This is a genomic window from Citrobacter sp. RHBSTW-00887 (genome assembly GCF_013728095.1).
GTDB classification, from domain to species: Bacteria; Pseudomonadota; Gammaproteobacteria; order Enterobacterales; family Enterobacteriaceae; genus Citrobacter; species Citrobacter braakii.
The window spans coordinates 3866965-3892275 of record NZ_CP056267.1 but is presented as its reverse complement, the minus strand read 5'-3'; the positions used below and the strand labels follow the sequence as shown (position 1 = coordinate 3892275).

Sequence of the window (25311 nt, the reverse complement as noted above, 5' to 3'; positions counted from 1 at the left end):
GGATCTCCGTTGTTTTACGAGTCGTGATTTACTAGAGGAGTGAGATGTTGCGCCATCCAGTCGGCAATAAACGGCTGGGCGTCACGGTTAGGATGAATACCATCATCCTGCATCCACTGGGGTTTCAGATAAACCTCTTCCATAAAAAAGGGCAGCAGAGGTATATCAAACTCTTTGGCGAGTTTTGGATAAATCGCGCTAAAGCTTTCATTATAACGGCGACCGTAGTTTGCCGGCAGACGAATTTGCATCAGCAGCGGTTCGGCATTTGCTGCTTTCACATCCTGCAGAATCGTGCGCAGGGTTTGTTCGGTTTGCGCAGGCGCAAAACCGCGCAGACCGTCGTTGCCGCCAAGTTCGACCAGCACCCAGCGCGGCTGGTGCTGCTTCAGTAATGCAGGCAGACGGGCCAGACCCTGCTGCGAGGTGTCGCCGCTAATACTGGCATTCACCACCGGCGTTTTGGTTTGCCATTTATCATTAAGTAGCGCAGGCCACGCGGCGCTGGCGGACATACGGTATCCGGCGCTCAGGCTGTCACCCAGAATTAATAACGTGTCCGCTGCGGCGGCGCGGAAAGTTAACAGGACCAGGAACAGGAAAGGCCAATGCCAGCGGAAAACATTGTTGAAGTTCATCATCTTAAGAAATCCGTCGGTCAGGGTGATCATGAGCTATCCATCCTTACCGGAGTTGAACTGGTTGTCAAACGCGCCGAGACCATTGCGCTGATTGGCGAGTCGGGTTCAGGAAAATCCACACTGCTGGCGATCCTCGCCGGGCTGGACGATGGCACCAGCGGTGAAGTCAGCCTGGTGGGGCAGGCGCTACACACCATGGATGAAGAAGCCCGGGCACAGCTGCGGGCGCGACACGTGGGTTTTGTCTTCCAGTCATTCATGTTAATTCCGACCCTTAACGCGCTGGAAAACGTCGAGTTGCCCGCGTTGTTGCGCGGCGAAAACAGCGGAAAAAGTCGCGACGGGGCAAAAACGTTGCTGGAGCAACTGGGGCTGGGAAAACGTCTTGATCATCTTCCGGCCCAGCTTTCCGGCGGGGAGCAGCAGCGCGTGGCGCTGGCGCGGGCGTTTAACGGTCGTCCTGACGTGCTGTTTGCCGATGAACCGACGGGCAATCTGGACCGCCAGACCGGAGACAAAATCGCCGACCTGCTGTTTTCTCTGAACCGGGAACATGGCACCACCCTGATTCTGGTGACCCATGATTCTCAACTGGCGGCGCGTTGCGATCGGCGTTTACGCCTGGTGAACGGACAGTTGCAGGAGGAGGCATGATTGCACGCTGGTTCTGGCGCGAATGGCGCTCGCCTTCATTACTGATTGTCTGGCTGGCGCTGAGTCTGGCCGTGGCCTGCGTGCTGGCGCTGGGCAATATCAGCGATCGTATGGAAAAAGGGCTGAGCCAGCAAAGCCGTGAGTTTATGGCGGGAGATCGGTCGCTGCAAAGTTCGCGTACCGTGCCGAAAGCGTGGATTGACGAGGCGCGACAGCGTGGCCTGAAAGTGGGCGAACAGCTGACCTTTGCCACTATGACCTTTGCCCGGGATACGCCGCAGTTGGCGAACGTCAAAGCGGTGGATGATGTGTATCCGATGTATGGCACGTTGCAAACCAATCCGCCGGGACTGAAACCTCAGCCTGGCTCGGTGCTGCTGGCTCCGCGTCTGATGGCGTTGCTGAACTTAAAAATCGGTGATTCCATCGACGTGGGTGATGCCACGCTGCGCATCGCCGGGGAAGTGGTGCAGGAGCCGGATGCCGGTTTTAATCCGTTCCAGATAGCGCCGCGCCTGATGATGAACATGGCGGATGTCGAAAAAACGGCGGCGGTCCAGCCGGGAAGCCGGGTGACCTGGCGCTATAAATTTGGCGGGACACCGCAGCAACTGGAAGCCTATGAAAAATGGCTGCTCCCGCAGTTAAAGCCTGAACAGCGCTGGTATGGGCTGGAGCAGGATGAAGGGGCGCTGGGGAAATCACTGGAGCGTTCGCAACAGTTCCTGCTGCTGTCGGCGCTGCTAACCCTGCTGCTGGCGGTCGCTGCGGTTGCCGTGGCGATGAGCCATTACTGCCGCAGTCGTTACGATCTGGTGGCTATTCTGAAAACCCTTGGCGCGGGCAGAGCACAGTTGCGCAGGCTAATTGTTGGTCAATGGCTGATGGTGCTGGTGCTGTCTGGCGTGACCGGAGGGTTATTCGGGCTGTTGTTTGAACGCGTGCTGGTGGTATTACTTAAGCCGGTACTGCCCGGCGAACTGCCGCCTGCCAGTCCCTGGCCGTGGCTATGGGCATTAGGCACCATGACGGTCATTTCTCTGCTGGTGGGGTTACGCCCTTACCGTTTGCTGCTGGCGACTCAGCCACTGCGGGTACTGCGCCGTGACGTGGTGGCAAACGTCTGGCCGCTGAAGTTTTATTTGCCGGTGGTATTGATAGTCGTGATTGCCCTGCTCGCCGGACTGATGGGCGGAAGTCCGCTGCTGTGGGCCGTGCTGGCCGGAGCGGTAGTGCTGGCGCTTTTGTGCGGGGTGCTCGGCTGGATGCTGCTCAACGTGCTGCGTGGCCTGACGCTCACCTCGCTGCCGCTGCGTTTAGCGGTCAGTCGGCTGTTGCGCCAGCCGTGGTCAACGCTCAGTCAGCTGTCGGCATTTTCGCTTTCCTTTATGTTGCTGGCGCTGCTGCTGGTACTGCGTGGCGACCTGCTCGACCGCTGGCAGCAGCAAATGCCGCCGGAAAGCCCGAACTATTTTCTCATCAACATTGCCACCGAACAGGTGGTTCCACTCAAGGCTTTCCTGGCTGAGCATCAGGTGATCCCGGAATCGTTCTATCCGATTGTGCGGGCGCGTCTGACGGCGATCAATGAGAAGCCGACCGAAGGCAATCACGATGAGGCGCTGAACCGTGAGCTTAATCTGACCTGGCAGGATACCCGACCGGATCATAACCCGATCGTTGCCGGAAGCTGGCCGCCAAAAGCGGGCGAAGTCTCGATGGAAGAGGGGCTGGCGAAACGGCTGAACGTCAAGCTTGGCGATCGGGTGACCTTTATGGGCGATACCCAGGATTTCAGCGCCACGGTCAGCAGTCTGCGCAAAGTGGACTGGGAAAGCCTGCGCCCCAACTTCTTCTTTATCTTTCCCTCCGGCGCGCTGGACGCTCAGCCGCAAAGCTGGTTAACCAGCTTTCGCTGGGAGAACGGCAACGGCATGCTGACGCAGCTTAACCGCGAATTCCCGACTATCAGCCTGCTGGATATTGGCGCAATCCTCAAACAGGTGAGCCAGGTGCTGGAGCAGGTGAGCCGGGCACTGGAGGTGATGGTGGTGCTGGTTACCGCTTGCGGTATGTTGCTGCTATTGGCGCAGGTCCAGGTCGGAATGCGTCAGCGTCATCAGGAACTGGTGGTCTGGCGCACGCTGGGCGCGGGTAAGAAGCTATTGCGTACCACGCTATGGTGCGAGTTCGCCATGCTCGGAATGGTCGCCGGACTGGTGGCTGCCATCGGCGCGGAAACCGCACTGGCGGTGCTGCAAACCCGAGTGTTTGATTTTCCGTGGGAGCCAGACTGGCGACTGTGGGTCGTGTTGCCGCTTTGTGGGGCATTGTTGCTCTCATTATGCGGCGGATGGCTCGGTTCACGTCTGCTAAAAGGCAAAGCGCTGTTCCGTCAATTCAGTAGTTAATTCATATCCGTGATGATTACGCACCGGTTTTTTAAATCGGTGCGTTTTTTATCTATGTAGCACAAATTGATAACTCATTGATATTTAACAGCACAGAACAATAAAAACCCGACAACACGAGTGTATTAATAAACGTTAATATTTGTATGCTGAATAATTGGCAGGCTATCTATCAAGGTACAAATAATGACTATAAAAAAAACGGCGCTGGCGGTATCGATCGGCGCAGCAGTGGCATTAACGACGTTCGCCTCCCAGGCGGAAATCACGGTCCTGAAACAAGATCCACAGGCGGGCAACCCGCTGAGCCGTCTTAACTTCACCGTCGGCGGGAGTATTCGTCCGCAGTTCCAGAATATGGCCGGTGATGATGGTAAGAATGGCTACAAACGTAATGGTTTCGACGGCGGGACGCGTTTCCGCTTCGCCGCTGATTACTATCTGTTTGATGACATCAGCTGGGTGAGTTATTACGAGCTGGGCGTAAACTTCCCGGCAATGTTCAACTGGGATAATCACTATGCTAACGGCGCCAACGATACCACGCGTCGTATGTTGTACACCGGTCTGAAGAGCGCGACCTGGGGTACGCTGACCTTCGGTCAACAGAACAGCATTTACTATGATGTGGTTGGTGCGAAAACGGATATCTGGGACTACGACATGATCGGTCAGGCACCAGGTAACGGTATCAATGGCGACTATGATGGTTCCTATCGTACGCGTAAATCACTGAAGTATAAGAAAACGGTTGGCGATGTTGATCTCTACGCATCTTATCTGTTCAGCGATGATTACAACCCGAACAACGGTCTGCGCTACAAGCGTAAAGGCGGTGGCTCGCTGGGTGTGGATTATCACATCACCGATGACCTGACCTGGGGTACGGCGTGGAACTACACCCGCGCGGAAATGCGTGGCGACGGCAGCAAAACCTACGATCAAAACATCGTCGGTACCGCGCTGAGCTGGAAACCGGACAATTGGACCTTCTCGATGGGCGGCGGTTGGTATCAAAACTTCATGACCACCAAAAAAGTCTCTGTTAACGATTACTTTGCCGGTGATGCCTGGGGTCTGGAATATTTCGCGGGTTATACCTTCCCGGTTGGTCAGTATGCGCTGAAATCCGTTCAACCCTACGTTATGGGCGACCGTATTGAATACGTGAATGGTCGTAACTACCTGCGTACCGACAATGGTGTGGGTATCAGCTTCCAGCTGGACTACGGTTTCCGTGTGGATTACGAACACGTCTTCACCTCCAGCACCGACGATCTGGGTGATATGAACCTGGTTCGTCTGCGTTACGACTTCTAAGTCAATTTCCCTGCCAAAACCGGGTAACCAGAAGGTTATCCGGTTTTTTACTATCCTTTGCTGAAAAACACATTAGTACCTTCAGCGTACATTCAACGACATATCCCGCAACATCATGAAATAATTTCAAGGACAGCAGGTTGTGATCTGTGTCATGTTAACAATCAGCCTGTTAACAGGCCAACAAGAACAACGCCGCAAGAACGGCGTGAGACATGACACCACAACGTTAAAATGGAGAAATTATGGGATTGCGTCAGAGTTTACGCGTCGCGACCGGAGCGCTGTTACTTGCCTGTGGATTACAACTTGCTCATGCGAACAGTGACCCGCATACCATCGTGTTTGGCGTCGCACCTGGTCCGTACGGCGATATGGTGAAACAGGCCATTGCCCCTACGCTGAAAGAGAAAGGCTATAAGGTAGTGGTGCGCGAATTCAGCGACTACGTGCAGCCGAACATGGCGCTTTCCAACGGCAGTATTGATGCCAACTTGTTCCAGCACTCGCTCTACTTTGACAAATTCACCGCTGATAAAGGACTGAAGCTGAGCAAGCTGATTGTGGTCCCGACGGCCGGGATGGGTTTTTACTCACATAAAATCAAAAGCCTGGATGAGTTAAAAAAAGGGGATGTGATCACGCTTTCCAATGATCCAACCAATCTGGCTCGCGGTCTGCGTTTCCTGCAGTCTATTGGCCTTATTACCATCAAAGACACTATCGATCCGACTAAAGCCTCTGAGCGCGATATCGCCAGCAACCCGAAAGGGCTGGTGTTTAAACCGCTGGAAGCGGCGCAGCTGCCGCGTACCCTGGACGGTGTGACCGGCGCGCTGGTCAACGGTAACTTTGCCGTGGCGGCAAAACTGGATCTCGCCAGCGCCATCAAGCAAGAGCATCTGGACGAAAATCTGAAAAATATCATAGCGGTACGCAGTGAAGATGCGGATAAACCGTTCGCGAAAGATATTGTGGCGGCGGTGAAATCTCCGGCGTATCGCGCGGTGATCGACGATCCGCAAAATATCTACAGCGCCTTCCAGAAACCGGAATGGATGTCGGCAGCCCAATAATCGCTGCGCACAAGGTTAACAGGGGCAGCGGCGACTGCCCTTTTCGCATTTCTGAGGTGGCTATGATTGAGATAGAAAAGGTTTGCGTGGATTTTAGCGCAGGCCGTGGACCATCAACCCGGGCGGTTGATGACGTCAGCTTGCGCATAGGCGCAGGCGAGATATTTGGCATTGTCGGGACCAGCGGCGCGGGGAAAAGTACGCTGCTGCGCACCCTGAACGCCTTAACGCGACCAGGCCTGGGAAGCGTAAAGGTTAACGGCGTAGAAATTTCCGCGCTGGAAGGGGCGCAACTACGTAAAGCCCGTCAGCGTATTGGGATGATTTTTCAGCATTTTAATCTGATGCATACCCGTACCGTGGCGCAAAACGTCGCTTTCAGCCTGAAGGCTGCCGGATGGGAGCGCAGTAAAATTGGCCCACGCGTCAGCGAAATCCTGACGCTGGTGGGGCTGTCTGACAAGGCAAACCGCTTTCCTGTGCAGCTCAGCGGCGGGCAAAAGCAGCGCGTTGGTATTGCCCGTGCGATTGCCAATCACCCCGATGTGCTGCTGTGTGATGAACCGACCTCTGCGCTGGATCTGGAAACGTCGGCCACTATTCTGGCATTGCTTAAGCAGATCAACCAACAGTTGGGGATCACGATCGTGCTGATCACTCACGAGATGAACGTGATCAAATCGATTTGCGATCGTGTGGCGGTGATGTCCGGCGGCAAGGTGGTGGAGTCCGGTGAGGTGTTTGACGTTTTCGCTCACCCGCAGCACGCTTTCACGCAGCAACTGGTGTCGCATACCCTCAATCTGACGCTACCCGAACGCTTGCGTCAACATTTGCCTGGCCAGTTGCTGAAAATTCTGTTCATCGGCGATTCAGCGGAACAGCCGGTGTTGTCAGAAGTCGCGGTTAAATTTGGTGTGGCGGTGAACATTCTGCACGGCAAAATTGAATATATCGGCGAGCGTGCGCTGGGGATTCTGGTGGTGCAACTGACCGCGACGCATAACCCTTCTGCGGTGGATGTCGCCGTGGAACATATTCGTCAACGCACGGCACAGGTGGAGGTGATTCGTGGATGATTTATTGCCTGATTTGACGCTGGCGTTTAATGAAACCTTTCAGATGCTAAGTATCTCTACGGTGCTGGCGATTATTGGCGGTCTGCCGCTCGGTTTTCTTATTTTCGTCACCGACCGGCATTTATTCTGGCAAAACCGTTTTGTGTATCTGCTCAGCTCCGTGCTGGTGAATATCATCCGTTCGGTGCCGTTTGTGATCCTGCTGGTGCTGCTGCTGCCGCTCACACAGTTTTTACTCGGAAATACCATTGGGCCGATTGCGGCGTCGGTCCCGCTCTCGGTGGCGGCAATCGCTTTTTATGCCCGTCTGGTCGACAGCGCACTGCGTGAAGTCGATAAAGGCATTATTGAAGCGGCGGAAGCCTTTGGCGCCAGCCCGATGCGTATCATCTGCACCGTTCTGTTACCTGAAGCGAGCGCGGGTCTGCTGCGTGGGTTGACGATAACGCTGGTGAGTCTGATCAGTTACTCCGCGATGGCCGGAATCGTTGGTGGCGGTGGGGTAGGCGACCTGGCGATTCGCTTTGGTTATTACCGCTATGAAACCCAGGTCATGATCGTCACCGTGGTGGCGCTGATTATTCTGGTGCAGGTCGTTCAGGTGCTGGGCGACTGGCTGGCGAAACGCGCGGATAAGCGCGACAGACACTGATCACTGTGCGTTAAGCCAGTCGGCAACGTCCTGCCATGTGCCGCGAAAGACGACTTTCGCGGCTTTCTTTTCCAGTTGATAACGATACATCGGGTCGTAATACTCGTTGAGCAACGGTACCAGCCAGCCCATATGGGCGTCGGTACTGCCCGTCGCTTGCTGTTCGCGCAGAGCCACGTCGAGCAGGGCGGTCAGCTCGGCAAAACGTTGTAAACCCAGACGGCGGCGAATAGCAAACAGGCCGTGGTGCAGATACTCGCTATACTCCTGCCAGCCCTGACTCTCGCCATAAGCATGGGTAAAATCGTGGTGCATCCGCACGAAATACTCTTCGCGCAGTCGCTCCAGACGACGCTCAAAAGGATCGTCCACCACTGCAATAGATGCCTGGGTCATGCGTTCACGCAGGCACTCAGGCAGATGATTAGCCCCGATCATGCGGCCTTCATCTTCCAGTACCCACAGACGCAGATCCTGACGGCTGTCGGTTCTGAGCATTTCGACCGCCAGCAGGTTTTCAAAACTCGCCTGACTCAGCTGCGGTTCAACGGTGCGACCAAACGAGGAACCGCGATGGTGCGCCAGATCTTCGAGATCCACGCCGTTCGGCTGCTGTTGCACCAGCTGCGTTTTACCGTTCCCGGTACAGCCGCCAATTAAGACGATCGGCTTTTGCACTAATTCTTCAGTCAGTTGAATCGCCGCCTGACGCAGGGCTTTGTAGCCGCCGTGTATCAGCGGGTAGTCAATCCCGGACTCGTGCAGCCACTGCTGCACAATGTGCGAACGCTGACCGCCGCGCGCGCAGCATAAATAACCCGCAGGATTTTGACGACAGGCATCCAGCCAGGCCTTCATACGTTGTTGGCGAGTCTCGCCGCAGACCAGTTGATGGCCGAGCGTGAGGGCTGCCTCGGGTCCCTGACGTTTATAACAGGTACCCACGGCGGCACGTTCGTCATCGTTCATCAGGGGAAGGTTGATTGCGCCCGGCATTGCGCCTTGCAGAAATTCGACGGGGGCGCGTACATCGATTATAGGCGTACCAGCGAGCAAAATTGCGCGATAGTCCGTTCCATCGTTCATGTGTGATCCTGAAAATACAAAAACAGCAATGGAGGGGATTTTACGCGCCAGAGGAGGGGCCGGGGAAGGATAAAATCAAATCCCCGGCATTAATGGCTTATTTCAGCGTTGACTGCGCCCAGATAATACCGCTGGCATATTCCGGCGGCAGCAGGGGGATAAGCGCTTCCAGCGTCGCGCTAAGACGCGCGGTATCGCTGTCGCTCAGGTTCAGGTGTCCCACCTTACGCCCTTCACGCACCTCTTTGTCATACCAGTGCAGATGCACCAGCGGAAGCTTCAGCCAGTCATAGTTCAGGTCGCTACCAATCAGATTGACCATCACCGAAGGAGTGTTCACTACCGGCGTGGGTAACGGCAGGTTGGTAATGGCGCGCAGGTGCAGCTCAAACTGGCTGATGCTGGCACCGTTTTGCGTCCAGTGCCCGCTGTTGTGCACGCGTGGAGCCAGTTCGTTAATCAGCAGACCTTCCGGGGTGATGAAACATTCCATCGCCATCACGCCGACATAGCCCAGCTCCTGCATGATGGCAGAGAGCATCGCTTCGGCCTGTTTCTGCTGTTTGCCGTTAGCCTGCGGGAAGACCACGCTGGTGCGCAGAATGCCGTCCTGGTGCAGGTTATGGGTCAGCGGATAGAAGACGGTGCTACCGTCGTGCGCACGAGCGCCAACCAGTGAGACTTCACCAGAGAAGTTGATTCCCCGCTCAACGATGCACTCGCCGTAGCAGTCGTCCGGCAGTTGTTCGGTTTCATTTGCGCGCAAACGCCACTGCCCACGACCGTCGTAACCGCCGACGCGACGTTTCACGATCGCAAGCTCACCGAGTTTGTCGAATACTGCAGGCCATTCGCTTTTATCCGCCAGCAGTTGCCACGGCGCAGTTGCCAGGCCGAGCTTGTCAAAAAGCTGCTTTTGCGTCAGACGGTCGGCAATAATCGGGAAAACGTCGCGGTTGACAAATGCCGGGTGGCGCGCGAGCTCGCGGGTGAGCGCCGTTTCCGGCCAGCGCTCAATCTCAGCGGTGATCACGCTTTGCTGAAAAGGGACCGCTGCTGGTTCGGCATCCAGCCCGACGGGCCAGACCGCAATGCCCAGCGGCTCACCGGCCTGGCGCAGCATGCGCCCTAGCTGACCGTTACCGAGTACGCAGACCTGCTTCATGCCGCACCTCGCGGGTCCGGATTCTCCAGCACCTCGTCGGTTTGTGCTTTGCGCCAGTCGTTCAGACGCTGGTGTAATGCTTTGTCGTGTGTTGCCAGAATTTGTGCTGCCAGCAGGGCCGCATTTGCCGCGCCCGCTTTGCCGATAGCCAGCGTTCCGACCGGAATACCGCGCGGCATCTGTACGATGGAGTAAAGGCTATCTACGCCGCTCAGCGCCGCGCTTTGCACCGGGACGCCTAAAACAGGCACCAGCGTTTTCGCCGCAATCATGCCCGGCAGATGTGCAGCGCCACCCGCACCGGCAATGATCACCTGATAGCCGTTCTCTTCTGCGCTTTCGGCGAAGCTAAACAGCTTGTCAGGGGTGCGGTGGGCGGAGACGACTTCAACATGATGCGGCACGTTCAGAATTTCGAAGATTTCGGCGGCGAACTGCATGGTAGCCCAGTCGCTTTTGGACCCCATCACGATGGCGACACGCGCCGGGTTATTGCGGGAAGACATGCGTCTGAAAACTCCTGTGATGCACTACACTCGACTTTTGAGGCCACAGAGAATAGCATAATTCGCCGTCAAGGAAAACGATTGCGCGCTTTACACTTCACCCTTCAGGCAGCCTCTGTAGTTGGCTACATCTCAATGAGTTTTGTGTAAAGAGGAACTGGATATCTGCGGAATTAAAACGGAAATGCGATCAGTTCAACGTCATCTGGCGTGACTTTGATCATCGACCCTTCGGTGTGCCATGCGCCTAATACCACGCGGAAAGCGGGTTGCTCATTGGCCGTAAGCTCGTGGACTGCCGGGCGGTGGGTGTGGCCGTGAATTAACCACTGGACCTGATGCTTTTCCATCTCGGTGATGACGGCCTGCGGATTCACATCCATGATCGCCAGTGACTTGCTGCTGTTGGACGCTTTGCTGTTGGCGCGCATTTTCGCGGCGATACGTTGGCGAACGAACAGAGGTAGGGAGAGGAACAGCTTCTGTAGCCAGGGTTGATGTACTTTGGCGCGAAACGCCTGATAGCCTGCATCGTCGGTGCACAAAGTGTCGCCATGCATGATCAATACCTTGCGGCCATACAGGTTGAGTACTTTTTTCTCAGGCAGCAAGCTCATGCCGCTTTCACGGGCAAAACGTTTGCCGAGCAGAAAATCTCGGTTGCCGTGAATAAAAAAGCAGGGAACGCCAGAATCAACCAGTGATTTTATCGCCGCGGCTATTTCATGATGCAGTGGGTTTTGGTCGTCGTCGCCAATCCAGGCTTCAAACAGGTCGCCGAGAATGTACAGTGCATCAGCTTTTCGCGCATCACCGGCTAAAAAACGCAGAAAACCGGCGGTGATCGCCGGTTCTTCTGTGCAGAGGTGAAGATCTGCAATAAACAGTGTCGTCACGATTACTCGCTGACGGTCACGTTTTCGATGATGACGTCTTCTTTTGGCACATCCTGGTGCATACCGCTGCGACCAGTGGAAACGCCTTTGATTTTATCAACCACGTCCATGCCTTCAACAACTTCAGCAAACACGCAATAACCCCAACCCTGCATGCTTTCGCCGGAGAAGTTCAGGAAGTCGTTGTCTGCAACGTTGATGAAGAACTGTGCGGTTGCGGAGTGCGGAGCCTGAGTACGCGCCATCGCCAGCGTACCACGGGTGTTTTTCAGACCGTTGTTCGCTTCGTTTTTGATCGCTTCTTTCGTGGCTTTTTGCTTCATGCCCGGTTCAAAACCGCCGCCCTGGATCATGAAACCGTTAATAACACGGTGGAAAATGGTGTTGTTGTAAAAACCTTCGCGGCAGTAGTCCAGGAAGTTTTTAACTGTTTCAGGCGCTTTATCATCAAACGTTTTGATTACGATATCGCCGTGATTAGTGTGGAAAGTAACCATTTTTGCATCCTGTTCCGATAGATTGGTGCTTCGACCCCGTGGAGGGTCAGAGTTAGGGGTGTGTTATAGCATAACCGCAAGCTGCGATCACCTCGCAAAGTGTGCTGCTTCCGGTCTAAATTATGGGTATTATACAGACTTTACTATCCACACACGTCTACACGGAATCTTCGATGTTAAAAATCTTTAATACACTGACGCGCCAAAAAGAGGAATTCAAACCTATTCATGCCGGGGAAGTCGGCATGTACGTGTGTGGTATTACCGTTTACGATCTCTGTCATATTGGCCACGGACGTACCTTCGTTTCTTTCGACGTTGTCGCGCGCTATCTGCGCTTCCTCGGCTATAAGCTGAAGTATGTGCGCAACATTACTGATATTGATGACAAAATTATCAAGCGCGCGAATGAAAACGGCGAGAGCTTTGTGGCGTTGGTCGACAGAATGATTGCGGAAATGCATAGCGATTTCGACGCGCTGAATATTCTGCGCCCGGATCTGGAGCCGCGCGCTACGCATCATATCGCTGAGATTATTGAAATCACCGAACAGCTGATTGCCAAAGGTCACGCTTATGTCGCTGATAACGGCGACGTGATGTTCGACGTGCCGACTGACCCGAACTATGGTCAGCTGTCACGCCAGGATCTGGATCAGCTGCAGGCGGGCGCACGCGTTGATGTGGTTGATGTGAAGCGCAACCCGATGGACTTCGTGCTGTGGAAAATGTCCAAAGAAGGCGAGCCGAGCTGGCCGTCTCCGTGGGGCGCGGGTCGTCCTGGCTGGCACATCGAATGTTCGGCGATGAACTGCAAACAGTTGGGCAACCATTTTGATATTCATGGCGGTGGTTCGGATCTGATGTTCCCGCACCATGAAAACGAAATCGCTCAATCTACCTGTGCGCATGACGGTGAATACGTTAATTACTGGATGCACTCCGGGATGGTGATGGTTGACCGGGAGAAAATGTCCAAATCGTTGGGCAACTTCTTTACCGTGCGTGACGTGCTGAAATACTACGACGCCGAAACCATTCGCTACTTCCTGATGTCTGGTCATTACCGTAGCCAGTTAAACTACAGCGAAGAGAACCTGAAGCAGGCGCGCTCTGCGCTGGAGCGTCTGTATACCGCGCTGCGCGGCACCGATAAGTCCGTTGCCCCAGCCGGTGGCGAAGCCTTTGAAGCACGCTTCATTGAAGCGATGGACGATGACTTCAATACGCCGGAAGCCTACTCCGTGCTGTTTGATATGGCGCGTGAGGTTAACCGCCTGAAGGGTGAAGATATGGCGGCGGCTAACGGTATGGCTTCGCATCTGCGTAAGCTTTCCAGCGTGCTGGGCCTGCTGGAACAGGAGCCCGAAGCATTCCTGCAAAGCGGTGCGCAGGCGGATGACGGTGAAGTTGCTGAAATTGAAGCGTTAATCCAGCAGCGTCTGGATGCTCGTAAAGCCAAAGACTGGGCGGCAGCTGACGCCGCGCGTGACCGTCTCAATGAGATGGGTATCGTGCTGGAAGATGGCCCGCAGGGCACTACCTGGCGCCGTAAGTAATGATATTGATTGCCGGATGGCGGCTCTCGCCCTGTCCGGCAATCAATGTACGAATGTCGGTCGGATAAGACGCTTGTCGTATCCGGCAAATTAATATTTCCGATACCACCACAGCACACCCATCATCATAACTCCCGGTAGCCATACCCATATCAACTCCGAAATTATCACCTGGTGCCCGTATGGTGTGGCGTAGCGTGATAGCGCAAACGGGGCGACTTTAATCACCTGCCACGGTGCAAAGAAGCGTTCATCCGACCACGGCCACAGCCAGCCGACGCCTTTGCCGCCAGTGGTGACCGAATCCAACAGGCTGTGCGACAGCAGTGAAACCGTCAGGAATAGCCAGCAGCGAATTAAGCCTGCCTTAAACCATCGTCGACCCATCCATACGCAGAGCAGCGGTACCACGAAGGCGAACAGCAGCGAATGGGTAAAACCGCGGTGACCAAACACGTTGCCGTAGGCGACGCCAAGCTTAAATGACAGTACGTCGGCATCCGGCAACATAGCCAGAATGACGCCAGTAAACAGGAATTGCGGGGGGATGACTTTACGCCCGAGACCTAATCCTAAACAGAGTGGAACGGCAGCGTGGGTAACGATTGTTGGCATGATGATCGCTTCGTGTGGAAAAACAACATGCTAACAGTTCACTGTGAAGTGGTGATGAAGTCATTATCTGAAAAGGAGAGAGGAAGTGGCCGGACAGGGGTTAACCTCATCCGGCACTTGGGATCACGCCACGACGTTAATGCTGTGGCCTTCAAAGCTGACGGTCTGTCCGGCAACGATTTTGCAGCGTTTACGCGTTTCTACCGCACCATCGACCTTCACTAACCCTTCGCCAATAGCAATTTTTGCCTGGGCGCCGCTTTCGCTCCAGCCTTCCAGCTTCAGTAAATCGCAGAGTTCAACGTGTGGGTGTTTACCCAGTGAAAATGTGGCCATCTTAAACGTCCTTTACATCATGATATTCAACACACGCCTGCAGCGTGTTTTCGATAAGTGTGGCGACCGTCATTGGGCCTACGCCGCCGGGTACCGGCGTGATATATGACGCGCGTGCGGCAGCATCTTCAAAGGCCACATCGCCAACAACCTTACCATTCTCCAGACGGTTGATGCCGACATCAATCACAATCGCACCTTCTTTGATCCACTCGCCGGGAATAAAGCCAGGTTTGCCGACGGCAACAATCAGCAGGTCTGCATGCTCTACATGGCGACGCAGATCTTTGGTGAACCGGTGGGTGACGGTGGTGGTGCAGCCAGCCAGCAGCAGCTCCATGCTCATCGGGCGGCCAACAATATTCGACGCGCCAATAACGACCGCATTCAGACCGTAGGTGTCGATATTGTAACGCTCAAGCAGAGTCACAATACCGCGCGGAGTACACGGGCGCAGGCGCGGCGCACGCTGGCACAGGCGACCAACGTTATACGGGTGGAAACCGTCAACGTCTTTATCCGGCGCAATACGCTCGAGAACTTTAACGTTGTCGATACCCGCAGGTAACGGTAGCTGGACCAGAATACCGTCGATGGTGGTATCTGCATTGAGCGTATCGATCAGCTCGAGCAGCTCCGCCTCGCTGGTGGTTTCAGGCAGGTCATAGGAGCGGGAGACAAACCCCACCTCGTCACAGGCTTTGCGTTTACTCGCGACATAAATCTGCGAAGCCGGGTTGCTACCTACCAGCACAACAGCCAGGCCTGGGGCGCGTAATCCAGCCGCTAAACGCGCCTGAACTTTTTGAGCAACCTCAGAGCGCACCTGCTGCGCAATCGTTTTACCGTCAATAATCTTTGCTGCCATCAGAGAGAGGATTCCGTCTGTTACGTTAAATCGAAGGGGATGCCGCTATTTTGTCAGAAGCGGGACGTGCTGTCAGTTTTCGTTTGCATTTTTACGTGCGCCAGGGGGCGTCACGATCTGCGAATGGGATCAGGACAAAGGCATAAGCCTTGCGGATAATTAATGAGCATGCTAATTAAAATTAACGTGAATGAAACAACTCATCACCCTGGTATATTCAGGGGTAATGCGCCACAAACCAGTCTGTTACGGTTAATTATGAGGGATTTTACCTCATTCCCACCAAGATTTTTCCTAGGTCCCATTAAGAATTAGCTAGGGTCATTAAAAGGATTTGCAGGTATTTTTCATTAATTGAAATGTTTAATTTATCGCTGTGACGAATAGTCATATTCGCGAGGAATAATTAGTGAATCAAATACTCAGGAGAATTGGGGTAAAAGGTTAGCTAATTCTCATGCGATATATATCTTTACAGGATGCAGAGATAATTAGCCTGACATTTAATGTCGATAATGATTCAAACGGATCCCGCAGGATGCTGGAGCCGGATGTGTGTAATTCAAGGGAAATCCATGAAACGTAAATTAATGACCTCTTCTGTTATTGCCAGCCTGATGTTAGTCGCCGGTGCAGCGGTTGCAGCCGATCCGGTAAGCGTTAGCGGCGGTACTGTGCATTTTGAAGGTGAACTGGTCAATGCAGCCTGTGCAGTCAGTACTCAGTCATCCGATCAGGTTGTGACGTTAGGCCAGTATCGTACTGCCAGTTTTGCCGCAGTGGGTGACACTACAGCACAAATTCCGTTCTCTATCGTGCTGAACGACTGTGACCCGAACGTTGCCGCAACTGCAGCCGTTGCTTTCTCTGGCCAGTCCGATAATACCAATAACAACCTGCTGGCCGTCTCTTCTGCAGACAACGGTACAACTGCGGGCGGTGTTGGGATTGAAATTCTGGACAATACGTCCACCGCGCTGAAGCCGGATGGCGCAACCTTCTCTACCGCTCAGGCGCTGGTAGAAGGGACCAACACCCTGCGTTTCTCTGCACGTTACAAAGCCACTGCCGCAAGTGCAACGCCGGGTCAGGCAAATGCCGACGCGACATTCATCATGAAGTACGAATAAGCCGTTTTGATTTGCGCAAGGATGACGTTCGCCTCAATGGATGAGGCAATATCCGGGGATGATGAAGGATGCGGCAGATGATAGGGAAAGGCGTGGCGCTGGCGGGAATGCTGTGCGTAATGCCTGTGCTTTCACATACGGTAATACTGGAAAGTGGCCGCGTTCACTTACGGGGGCAGCTCGTCAACGGCGCCTGTACGGTCGCCACTGACAGTCAGGATATGCGGGTGCAAATGGGGCAGTATCGCACCAATGCTTTCTCTGGGACGGGAAGCTTCGCCTCTACCAGCGTACCGTTTTCACTGCGCTTAACGTCGTGCAGCTCCGATGTTTATGACCATGTTGGGATTGCGTTTGCGGGCGTGACGCCAGCGGAAGATCCGCAGGTTTTTCTTGCCAGCGGTGATGCGTCTGCGGCTTCGGGGATTGGTCTGGCGTTATTTGACGAGCGCCAACGGCAAATTATACCGAATGCCCTGCCGCTTCATTATGCGCCGATTATAACGCAAGAGATGACGTTTCATTTCACTGCCCGCTATCGGGCTGTCTCGGAAAATATAACACCGGGAACGCTTCGCTCAGACGTGTGGTTTACGTTGGTTTATCCCTGATTTATTTCCCAACGATAATCGCATCAAAGGTATTTTTAGCTATGTTTAATTATCTAAAATCAGGTTTTATCCTTTTACTGGCCTTATTTTCTGCTGCCAGTGTTCAGGCTGCCGGAGGCATTGCATTAGGCGCCACTCGCGTTATTTATCCGGCCGATGCCAAACAAACGTCCCTGTCTATTAGCAATAGCGATACCAAAGAACGTTACCTGGTTAATTCATGGATTGAGAATAGCGCAGGCGCTAAAGAAAAATCGTTTGTGGTTACGCCTCCGCTGTTTGTTAGTGAACCCAAAAGCGAAAACACGCTGCGTATCATCTATGCCGGTGAACCGTTGCCCAAAGACCGTGAGTCGCTGTTCTGGATGAACGTCAAAGCCATTCCGTCAGTCAATAAAAACAGCCTTGAGGGCAAAAACGTTCTGCAACTGGCGATTCTGTCACGCATCAAACTTTTCGTTCGTCCGAATAATCTGCCGCAAATCCCGGAAGATGCACCAGGAATGCTGACCTTTTCCCGCTCCGGCAACCACCTGAAAATCAACAATCCGTCAGCGTACTACGTCACGTTGGTCAATCTCAATGTGGGGAAAACGAAGGTCGATAACGTGATGGTTGCGCCGAAAAGCGATGCGCAGGTCCTGCTACCCACGGGCGTTCAGGGCAACGTCACGTTCCAGACGGTCAATGATTATGGCGCTGTGACCCCGGCCAAAACGGTTAGTGTGCGTTGAGATAACGATGAATAAGACAACGTATTTTCCTGGCCTGTTACCGGGGGTTACGCCACCGCTGGCGGGGGTGGCGTTGTCCACGCTGGCGGCGCTCTTTCCCTCTCTAAGCTATGGGGAAAGCTATTTTAATCCGGCCTTTTTATCTGCGGATACGGCAACCGTGGCGGATTTATCACGTTTTGAAAAAGGCAATCACCAGCCTGAAGGCGTTTATCGCGTGGATATCTGGCGCAACGATGAGTTTGTTGCCACTCAGGATATTCGTTTTACTACCAGTGCGGCAAAAGCCGGGGAGAAGTCCGGTGGGCTGATGCCGTGCTTTGGACTCGACTGGGTGAAGCGCCTTGGCGTCAATATCGCCGCGTTTCCGGCACTCAGTAAGGATCCGAACGATACCTGTATCAATCTACCTGAGGCGATTCCCGGCAGCGAGATTGCGTTTGATTTTTCTACCCTGCGCTTAAACGTCAGCCTGCCACAGGCGTCAATGTTAAACAGCGCGCGCGGCTATATTCCACCGGAAGAGTGGGATGAAGGGATCCCGGCCGCGCTGGTTAACTACAGCTTTACCGGCAGCCGCGGCAGTGATACTGACAGCTATTTCCTCAGTATGCTCAGTGGTCTGAACTATGGCCCCTGGCGGCTGAGAAACAACGGTGCGTGGAGCTACTCCAAGGGCGACGGATACCACTCACAAAGCTGGAAAAACATCGGTACATGGCTTCAGCGCGCAATTATCCCGCTGAAGGGCGAACTGGTGATGGGCGACAGCAACACTGGCAACGACGTTTTTGACAGCGTCGGGTTTCGCGGTGCGCGGCTCTATTCCTCAGACAGTATGTATCCCGACAGCTTACAGGGCTACGCGCCTACCGTTCGCGGCATTGCGCGTACCGCAGCGAAACTGACCATTCGTCAGAATGGCTATGTGATTTATCAAAGCTATGTTTCACCCGGCGCTTTCTCGATAACCGATCTCAACCCAACGTCATCCAGCGGTGATCTTGAGGTCACGGTGGATGAGAAGGACGGCAGCCAGCAACGCTATACGGTGCCGTACTCCACCGTTCCCTTATTACAACGAGAAGGGCGTTTTAAATATGACGTTGTCGCCGGGGATTTTCGCAGCGGCAATAGCCAGCAATCTTCACCGTTCTTTTTTCAGGGAACATTAATTGCCGGGTTACCAGAGGGCTATACCGCATACGGTGGTACGCAGTTGGCCTCACGTTACACCGCGGTGGTTTTAGGCACCGGTCGAAACCTGGGGGACTGGGGGGCGGTTTCTGTCGATCTCACCCATGCGCGCAGCCAACTGGCGGATGACAGTACGCACCAGGGGCAGTCTCTACGTTTCTTGTATGCGAAATCGCTGAACAATTTTGGCACTAACTTCCAGCTGTTGGGGTATCGCTACTCAACGCGTGGCTTCTATACCCTCGACGATGTGGCGTATCGCAGTATGGAAGGCTATGAGTACGAATACGACAGTGAGGGCAATCGCCACGACGTGCCCAATGTGACGAGTTACCACAACCTGAGCTACAGCAAAAAGGGCCGTTTCCAGATCAACATTTCGCAGAATCTGGGGGATTACGGATCGCTGTATATCTCGGGTAGTCAGCAGACGTACTGGAATACTTCAGACACCAATACCTGGTATCAACTGGGCTATGCCAGCGGCTGGCAGGGGATTAGCTATTCACTCTCCTGGTCGTGGAATGAATCGGTTGGCATCTCCGACACCGACCGTATTCTGGCGTTCAATATGTCAGTACCGTTCAGCCTGCTGAGCGGACGGCGTTACTCGCGTGATAACGCCCTCGATCGCACCTACGCCACCTTTAATGCCAACCGTAATAGCAACGGACAGAACAGCTGGCAGAGCGGGATCGGCGGTACGTTGCTGGATGGGCGCAACCTGAGCTACAGCGTGAATCAGGGGCACAGCAGCACCAATGGCTATAGCGGAAATGCCAGCGCCAACTGGCAGGCGGCCTACGGTACGCTGGGCGTGGGTTACAACTACGACCGTGACCAGCATGACTACAACTGGCAGCTCTCCGGCGGCGTAGTGGGGCATGCGGACGGCATTACGCTCAGTCAGCCTCTGGGCGATACCAACGTGCTGATTAAAGCGCCGGGCGCGCAGGGTGTACGGATAGAGAACCAGACCGGCGTTCAAACCGACTGGCGCGGATACGCGGTGATGCCATATGCCACCGTCTATCGCTATAACCGCGTCGCGTTAGACACCAATTCCATGAACAACAATACCGATGTGGAGAATAACGTCAGTAGCGTAGTGCCAACGCAAGGGGCGCTGGTGCGGGCGGTGTTTGATACACGAATCGGTGTGCGGGCGCTGATTACCGCCAAACATGCCGGTAAACCAGTGCCGTTTGGCTCCGTCGTGCGTGAAAACACCAGCGGCGTGACCAGCATGGTGGGTGAAGACGGGCAAATCTACCTGAGCGGCCTGCCGCTAAAAGGCGAGTTGTTGATCCAATGGGGGGAAGGCGCAAACGCGCGCTGCGTGGCGCGCTATGCCTTGCCAGAGGAGAGCCTGAAACAAGCGGTAACGCTCACGAACGTGACGTGCGAATCTCCGTCAGCACGACAGGAATAATACGATGAAACGACAAACGGGTTTGTTACTGGGAAGCGCTTTACTGCTGATGGCCCATTCGTCCTGGGCGACGGTCTGCCAAAACTCGAATGGCACGCCAACGGATGTTTTTTACGATCTGTCGAATGTCTTCAACAGTAGTAACAACCAGCCGGGACAGGTGGTGACGTTACCGGAAAAATCTGGCTGGGTTGGCGTGAATGCCACCTGTCCGGCCGGGACAACGGTAAATTACACCTATCGAAGCTATGTCACTGAACTTCCGGTTCAAAGTACCGAAGGCGGCTTCCAGTATCTGAAGCTCAATGACTACCTGCTGGGGGCCATGAGCATAACCGATAGTTATGCCGGGTTATTTTATCCCCCGCGTAATTACATTCGCATGGGGACTCACCCAAACGTACCTAAGCAGCAGCCTTTTGGCGTGATGGATTCAAAGCTGGTGTTTAAGCTCAAAGTAATCCGCCCGTTTATTAACATGGTGCCGATTCCGCGGCAGACGATGTTCAGCGTCTATGTCACGACCAGTACCGGAGATGCGCTAAGCGTGCCGGTTTATACCATCAGCTACAGCGGCAAAGTGGAGGTTCCACAAAACTGCGAAGTAAACGCCGGGCAGATTGTTGAGTTTGATTTTGGTGATATTGGCGCATCGCTGTTTAGCAAGGCAGGTGCGGGAAACCGGCCTGAAGGCATCAATCCGCAGACCAAAACTGTAGCGATAAAATGCACCAACGTCGCTGCACAGGCCTACTTAACCATGCGTGTAGAGGCCGAGAAAGCCACCGGGCAAATGATGGTATCTGACAATCCCGATTTAGGTTTTATTGTCGCCGACAGCAGCGGTAAACCGCTGACGCCCAATAATCTGTCCAGCACTATCCCGTTTCAACTGGATGATAACGCCGCGGCGAGCGTGGGTATTCGAACATGGCCGGTTAGCGTAACGGGCAATAAGCCTACCGAAGGACCTTTTACAGCCCGTGGCTATCTGCGAGTGGATTATGACTAACAAGCAAACGCCAGCCGCAGGGACACTTCTGGCAATGGTGTGCCTGCTGACATTCAGCTCGTTGTGCCATGCCGCTTCGTCGCTGGGGGAAATCAATATTGAACTGCGCGGAAACGTGGTGGACTTTACCTGCGCGGTAATTGCCAGCGACAGCAATAAGTCGGTGGAGCTAGGCACCTGGCCGACCAAGCAGCTTCAGACCAGCGGAGATACTACTCAACCGGTCGCGTTTACGCTGAAGCTAGAAGGCTGCCCGCCGGGTTCCGCTTCGATAACGTTTTCCGGAACTCCGGCCCCGGGCACGACGTTGCTGGCGCTTGATGATGCGGTGATGGCGCAAAAGGTGGCGATCGAACTACACGACAGCGACCGTACGCGATTGCCGCTCGAACAGGCCAGCCAGACGGTGGGGATTGATGAGAACGGCAATGCCACGCTGACCTTTTTCGCAAACTATATCGCGTTAGCTGCTGGGGTTCAGCCTGGCATTGCCAGGGCTGATGCCACGTTCATGATTAACTATAACTAATCAATGCGCTAACAAAACACTCCCGAACGAAATCTCGCCGGGAGTGTTATTACATTAATTCATGCATTTTTGCGTAATCGATCAGCTCAACGATGGTGTGCAACCCGAGCTTGGAGTAGATATTAGCCTTGTGAGCGCTAATCGTTTTATTGCTGAGTAACAACTGCTCAGCAATTTCCTTATTGGATAGCCCGTTTGCCAGATAACGCAAAACGGTAACTTCACGGTTAGAGAGCGGCATGTCATGTAAGACGCCTTTTTGTGCATTTATATTGTTAATGAAATTAAGGGTATCCGAAGGGAAAAAGGAATATCCCGATAAAATCATTTTTACCGCATTGTAGATATCATTGAGATCCTTTCGTTTACTGACAAACCCATTTGCACCGGCCCGGATAGCACGCCCGGCATAAAACGACTCGGATTTTGAGGACAGAAACAGTACCCGAGTTTTCTCCTGCAATGACTTTATTCTTTTGAGTAATGTAAACCCATCAGAACCAGGCAGTTCAATATCCAGGATGACAAGATCGACCGGGTACGTGCGCAGATGTTCTATTGCCGTACGGCTGTCATCGGTTTTCAACACTACCTGAATATTACTGTTTTTCTCGAGTAGTACTTCTATCGACATTCTGACAATAGGGTGTTCGTCCATAATGATAACGGATGCTGGTTTCATTGTTGTATGCCTCAAACTGTTTGCGTATCTTGCGAATTTGATAAAACATCAGGCGTTATAATATTGTCAAATAGCCAAGAATTGTTCTGAGGGAGAGCCGAATAAATATTATTTCATCCTTGTTTATTCGGTTGTTCTTCTGCAGAACAATGAATTTGTGGAAAATCCATTTCACACCGGGAAAACTAACAATTAATCAGGAAACTGTGGGGATTATACCTGCTCTGCTCATTCGGAAAAGACTTACAACATCCTGGTTGTTAATGTCAGTTAGGATATTCTGAAAGATCCAGATGTGTTAATGACTATTGGTATTATTTATCTGTGGTTCGAATTATGGCAGATTGAAAATTTTTTTTAAACAGTAAAAACGACACAATAAACCAATTGTTTAGGTTTTGTTAAGGCTGCAATAGGACTATTTTTTATTGAAATGCACAGGATCAGTAAGGTTAAGTGTGAGTGTGCCTCCAGGCATAATACCAGGAATAGTTGTAAATATTAAATATTTGTAAAAATTAGATCTTTTTTCTTATTCAATAATAAGTAATTTCCTAAAAAATCTTATAGCACAATGAGTTATGGTGTTAAATTAAATGGGGAGAGGTAACGTTGAGGCGGTGTATCAGATGCAAAAAGCGCTGCCTGCTGGGTAATCCAAGGCGCGTAATCAACTGGTTCAGGCGATAGATGATGCGGTGGTAGGGTTGTGCCTGTAACAATGCAATCTTTTTTAAGGAGTTACCCTGCAATAGTAAGGTAATCAGCTCCCAGTCGAGCTGATTTATACGCCTGGAATGAATATAGTTAAGAACCGGAGATAATAAGGCATGGCGCATCTCGGGGAGGCGCAAATTGCGTGGCAAGATATAAAATGGACCGGACAGTGAAATAAATGTAGTGAGGTCTTCATCGCGACTGGAAAGCATTATGAAGATTTGGATGTCATTATGCTTCTTAATTAGCTGGCGCAGGCTTTCAAGTATATCGAAATAAGGGATTGTTAAGCTTTCAATGTCAATCACTAACTGGCTAATTACCGGCTCTTGCATGCTGAGCAAAGTCGATTCAACGCTCTGGAAGATCGCCGTGCGAGTACCTGAGAATAAATGTCGACTCAGCGCATAGGCCAGATAGTAGTCTGTCGTAATTATCGCCTGAGATATAGTGCCGTCCGGTAAGGTGTATTCGAGTTTTTGCGCCAGATACTCGATCCGGTCAAATACCTGTGAGGTACAGTGGGGAAATTGCCAGCTACAGTTAGCGTTTCGTATACGGCGATAGCGGTCCCGGCGTTTTGCACTGTGCATCCTTTTCCATTCCATTTCTGTTGCGGCAGGTCTGGATAAATTGCTGACTACAGGCATCCCTGAACCAAACTTTTGTCAGCGCAAAGGTGAGTTGACTTGTGCCGTTGGGTTTCAGTGCTTCAACAATCATCAGACTGGCAATTGCGTACTCCATCAGAATAATCTGCCGGAAGTTTTCTGATGTCTTACTCAATGCCCAAAAGACCGTTTTATCCAGTTCAACCTCTCTCTGAGATTAGATAAAATATTACCGGGTGTGTCTTTCTGTTGCCCCGGAAATAGTATGACCGGATTATTCTCGCAGCCTGAAGCCAGGTACAGTAGGAGCCGATGCTTAATCCATGATGAGATATTTCTCAATAAAAATTAGGCAGAGATACCCCGTCTAATTTTGCAGAAAGTTCAGATGTGCGCGGATGTATCTTAAGAATTGCTGATCGTTTTTCACATGCAGCTTTTTCATAATGCTGCGGCGGGTCGATTTGGCCTGGATATCACTGACTGAGAGCAGATGAGCCGTTTCGGCTAACGTATACCCGCTGGCGAGAAACATTAAGAACTGGCGTTCTTCGATAGAAAAGTTGCGGGTGGTGCAGTAATGGCAGATAGTCGCGGGCACGCTAGTGCGCAGTGCGCGTTTTTGCAGGATGAGGACCAGTTTTTTGGTTATCTCGTCGACGTCATCTTCCCGATAAATCAGTGGCAACATGTACAGGCAGGGGCGGAACATCAGCTTATCTTTGTCGTTTTTGCTACAGATGACCACCCGGTGTTGGCACCTGGTGTGGACAGGAACCATGTAACAATCGGCGCTGAGCCAATCTTCATCCAGTGAGATAAACGCGATTTCAGCGCGATCGATATCTTCGACAGGTAAAAAGCTAATCTCCTGATGCCACTGATTTGCCAGATGGGAGATGATGATTTTCAGTCCATGTTCGAAGTGACTGTTTTCTTCCTTGATGGCGATACTTAACATTAAAGAGTTCCTGACCACTGGAGAGGGGATAAAGGAATGTTAAGCAAAATCATAAATATTCTAAATACATGTATCCCTAAATCTGACGTTTTGCGGGCTGAGTTGTTACCAGGTGATTTCCTGGATACCTTTGAACGAGCAGAAAAAATCAACATTCGTACACTTCGCCAGCAACCGAAACAAAAGGCATTGACTCAGCAAGCGCTGACCGTATAATTCACGCGTTTCATCTGCATGAAGTAATCACTTCGCAATGCGCCCTTAGCTCAGTTGGATAGAGCAACGGCCTTCTAAGCCGTAGGTCGTAGGTTCGAATCCTACAGGGCGTACCATT

Annotated in this window: 27 protein-coding genes and 1 tRNA gene; 15 read left to right on the top strand and 13 right to left on the bottom strand. The window is 52.8% G+C overall.

Annotated elements, in window-relative coordinates; genetic code table 11:
* Window positions 1–14: 14 nt before the first annotated feature.
* A complete protein-coding gene (tesA, locus tag HV314_RS18640) occupies window positions 15–641 on the bottom strand; it encodes a multifunctional acyl-CoA thioesterase I/protease I/lysophospholipase L1 (RefSeq protein ID WP_085951033.1) in 627 nt (208 codons plus the stop codon).
* Between tesA and ybbA the strand changes: the two genes are divergently transcribed.
* The 6 genes from ybbA (at window position 609) to HV314_RS18610 (ending at window position 7833) form a co-directional block, all read left to right on the top strand.
* A complete protein-coding gene (gene ybbA, locus HV314_RS18635; protein WP_016152113.1) occupies window positions 609–1295 on the top strand; it encodes a putative ABC transporter ATP-binding protein YbbA in 687 nt (228 codons plus the stop codon). The genes tesA and ybbA overlap by 33 nt on opposite strands.
* Entirely contained in the window at window positions 1292–3706 is a 2415-nt protein-coding gene (gene ybbP, locus HV314_RS18630; RefSeq protein WP_016152114.1) for a putative ABC transporter permease subunit YbbP, read from the top strand. Before ybbA ends, ybbP begins: the two co-directional genes overlap by 4 nt.
* Before the next feature lie 186 nt (window positions 3707–3892).
* On the top strand, window positions 3893–5026 hold the full coding sequence (locus tag HV314_RS18625; protein ID WP_181546427.1) for a porin: 1134 nt from the start codon (window positions 3893–3895) through the stop codon (window positions 5024–5026).
* Between the two features lie 245 nt (window positions 5027–5271).
* Window positions 5272–6102, top strand: a complete 831-nt coding sequence (locus HV314_RS18620) for a MetQ/NlpA family ABC transporter substrate-binding protein (RefSeq protein WP_016152116.1) — start codon at window positions 5272–5274, stop codon at window positions 6100–6102.
* Between the two features lie 62 nt (window positions 6103–6164).
* A complete protein-coding gene (gene sfbB, locus HV314_RS18615; protein WP_181546426.1) occupies window positions 6165–7181 on the top strand; it encodes a virulence-associated ABC transporter ATP-binding protein SfbB in 1017 nt (338 codons plus the stop codon).
* A complete protein-coding gene (locus tag HV314_RS18610) occupies window positions 7174–7833 on the top strand; it encodes a methionine ABC transporter permease (protein WP_181546425.1) in 660 nt (219 codons plus the stop codon). Before sfbB ends, HV314_RS18610 begins: the two co-directional genes overlap by 8 nt.
* Here HV314_RS18610 and mnmH read toward each other — a convergent pair whose 3' ends face one another.
* From mnmH to ppiB, 5 genes are all read right to left on the bottom strand, one after another.
* Window positions 7834–8919, bottom strand: coding sequence for a tRNA 2-selenouridine(34) synthase MnmH (gene mnmH, locus HV314_RS18605; protein WP_181546423.1), 1086 nt, complete (start codon window positions 8917–8919; stop codon window positions 7834–7836).
* Window positions 8920–9016: 97 nt separating this feature from the next.
* Entirely contained in the window at window positions 9017–10084 is a 1068-nt protein-coding gene (purK, locus tag HV314_RS18600) for a 5-(carboxyamino)imidazole ribonucleotide synthase (protein ID WP_016152119.1), read from the bottom strand.
* A complete protein-coding gene (gene purE, locus HV314_RS18595; protein WP_016152120.1) occupies window positions 10081–10590 on the bottom strand; it encodes a 5-(carboxyamino)imidazole ribonucleotide mutase in 510 nt (169 codons plus the stop codon). The genes purK and purE overlap by 4 nt, the downstream gene beginning before the upstream one ends.
* Window positions 10591–10763: 173 nt before the next feature.
* Window positions 10764–11486, bottom strand: a complete 723-nt coding sequence (gene lpxH / locus HV314_RS18590) for a UDP-2,3-diacylglucosamine diphosphatase (protein WP_181546421.1) — start codon at window positions 11484–11486, stop codon at window positions 10764–10766.
* 2 nt (window positions 11487–11488) lie between these two features.
* The gene (gene ppiB / locus HV314_RS18585) at window positions 11489–11983 is read right to left on the bottom strand and encodes a peptidylprolyl isomerase B (RefSeq protein ID WP_003021875.1); all 495 of its coding nucleotides are present in this window, start codon (window positions 11981–11983) and stop codon (window positions 11489–11491) included.
* Between the two features lie 173 nt (window positions 11984–12156).
* On the opposite strand from ppiB, the gene cysS reads away from it, so the two are divergent.
* Complete coding sequence (cysS, locus tag HV314_RS18580; RefSeq protein WP_006685638.1) at window positions 12157–13542, top strand: cysteine--tRNA ligase; 1386 nt, start codon at window positions 12157–12159, stop codon at window positions 13540–13542.
* A 90-nt stretch (window positions 13543–13632) separates the two neighbouring features.
* Here cysS and HV314_RS18575 read toward each other — a convergent pair whose 3' ends face one another.
* The 3 genes from HV314_RS18575 to folD form a co-directional block, all read right to left on the bottom strand.
* Entirely contained in the window at window positions 13633–14157 is a 525-nt protein-coding gene (locus tag HV314_RS18575) for a metal-dependent hydrolase (RefSeq protein ID WP_181546418.1), read from the bottom strand.
* A gap of 123 nt (window positions 14158–14280) precedes the next feature.
* Window positions 14281–14493 (bottom strand): ribosome-associated protein YbcJ, encoded by a 213-nt coding sequence (gene ybcJ / locus HV314_RS18570; RefSeq protein WP_016152124.1) that lies wholly within the window; start codon window positions 14491–14493, stop codon window positions 14281–14283.
* 1 nt (window position 14494) lies between these two features.
* Complete coding sequence (gene folD / locus HV314_RS18565; RefSeq protein WP_131380847.1) at window positions 14495–15361, bottom strand: bifunctional methylenetetrahydrofolate dehydrogenase/methenyltetrahydrofolate cyclohydrolase FolD; 867 nt, start codon at window positions 15359–15361, stop codon at window positions 14495–14497.
* A gap of 575 nt (window positions 15362–15936) precedes the next feature.
* Between folD and fimA the strand changes: the two genes are divergently transcribed.
* The 6 genes from fimA (at window position 15937) to sfmF (ending at window position 22006) form a co-directional block, all read left to right on the top strand.
* Window positions 15937–16491, top strand: coding sequence for a type 1 fimbrial major subunit FimA (fimA, locus tag HV314_RS18560; RefSeq protein WP_032931075.1), 555 nt, complete (start codon window positions 15937–15939; stop codon window positions 16489–16491).
* A gap of 77 nt (window positions 16492–16568) precedes the next feature.
* On the top strand, window positions 16569–17102 hold the full coding sequence (fimI, locus tag HV314_RS18555) for a type 1 fimbrial protein subunit FimI (protein ID WP_016152126.1): 534 nt from the start codon (window positions 16569–16571) through the stop codon (window positions 17100–17102).
* A 41-nt stretch (window positions 17103–17143) separates the two neighbouring features.
* Window positions 17144–17836 (top strand): type 1 fimbria chaperone FimC, encoded by a 693-nt coding sequence (gene fimC / locus HV314_RS18550; RefSeq protein WP_016152127.1) that lies wholly within the window; start codon window positions 17144–17146, stop codon window positions 17834–17836.
* A gap of 7 nt (window positions 17837–17843) precedes the next feature.
* Entirely contained in the window at window positions 17844–20465 is a 2622-nt protein-coding gene (locus HV314_RS18545) for a fimbrial biogenesis usher protein (RefSeq protein WP_181546416.1), read from the top strand.
* A gap of 4 nt (window positions 20466–20469) precedes the next feature.
* Window positions 20470–21477, top strand: a complete 1008-nt coding sequence (fimH, locus tag HV314_RS18540; protein WP_016155910.1) for a type 1 fimbria D-mannose specific adhesin FimH — start codon at window positions 20470–20472, stop codon at window positions 21475–21477.
* A complete protein-coding gene (gene sfmF / locus HV314_RS18535) occupies window positions 21470–22006 on the top strand; it encodes a fimbria assembly protein (RefSeq protein WP_047358037.1) in 537 nt (178 codons plus the stop codon). Before fimH ends, sfmF begins: the two co-directional genes overlap by 8 nt.
* 49 nt (window positions 22007–22055) lie before the next feature.
* On the opposite strand, the gene fimZ is transcribed toward sfmF, so the two are convergent.
* The 4 genes from fimZ to fimW all read right to left on the bottom strand — a co-directional run bounded on the left by fimZ (window position 22056) and on the right by fimW (window position 24977).
* Window positions 22056–22688, bottom strand: coding sequence for a fimbria biosynthesis transcriptional regulator FimZ (gene fimZ, locus HV314_RS18530; RefSeq protein WP_016152131.1), 633 nt, complete (start codon window positions 22686–22688; stop codon window positions 22056–22058).
* 587 nt (window positions 22689–23275) lie between these two features.
* Complete coding sequence (gene fimY / locus HV314_RS18525) at window positions 23276–23998, bottom strand: fimbria biosynthesis regulator FimY (protein ID WP_046276057.1); 723 nt, start codon at window positions 23996–23998, stop codon at window positions 23276–23278.
* Window positions 23949–24191: a hypothetical protein gene (locus HV314_RS27195; RefSeq protein WP_196093686.1), complete on the bottom strand. Its 243-nt coding sequence runs from the start codon at window positions 24189–24191 to the stop codon at window positions 23949–23951. Before HV314_RS27195 ends, fimY begins: the two co-directional genes overlap by 50 nt.
* A gap of 192 nt (window positions 24192–24383) precedes the next feature.
* Window positions 24384–24977: a fimbria biosynthesis transcriptional regulator FimW gene (gene fimW, locus HV314_RS18520; protein WP_181546414.1), complete on the bottom strand. Its 594-nt coding sequence runs from the start codon at window positions 24975–24977 to the stop codon at window positions 24384–24386.
* Between the two features lie 36 nt (window positions 24978–25013).
* Here fimW and HV314_RS18515 point away from each other — a divergent pair, with 36 nt between their 5' ends.
* A complete protein-coding gene (locus tag HV314_RS18515; RefSeq protein ID WP_016152134.1) occupies window positions 25014–25193 on the top strand; it encodes a hypothetical protein in 180 nt (59 codons plus the stop codon).
* A gap of 39 nt (window positions 25194–25232) precedes the next feature.
* Window positions 25233–25309, top strand: a tRNA-Arg gene (locus HV314_RS18510).
* The last annotated feature ends 2 nt before the right edge of the window (window positions 25310–25311 follow it).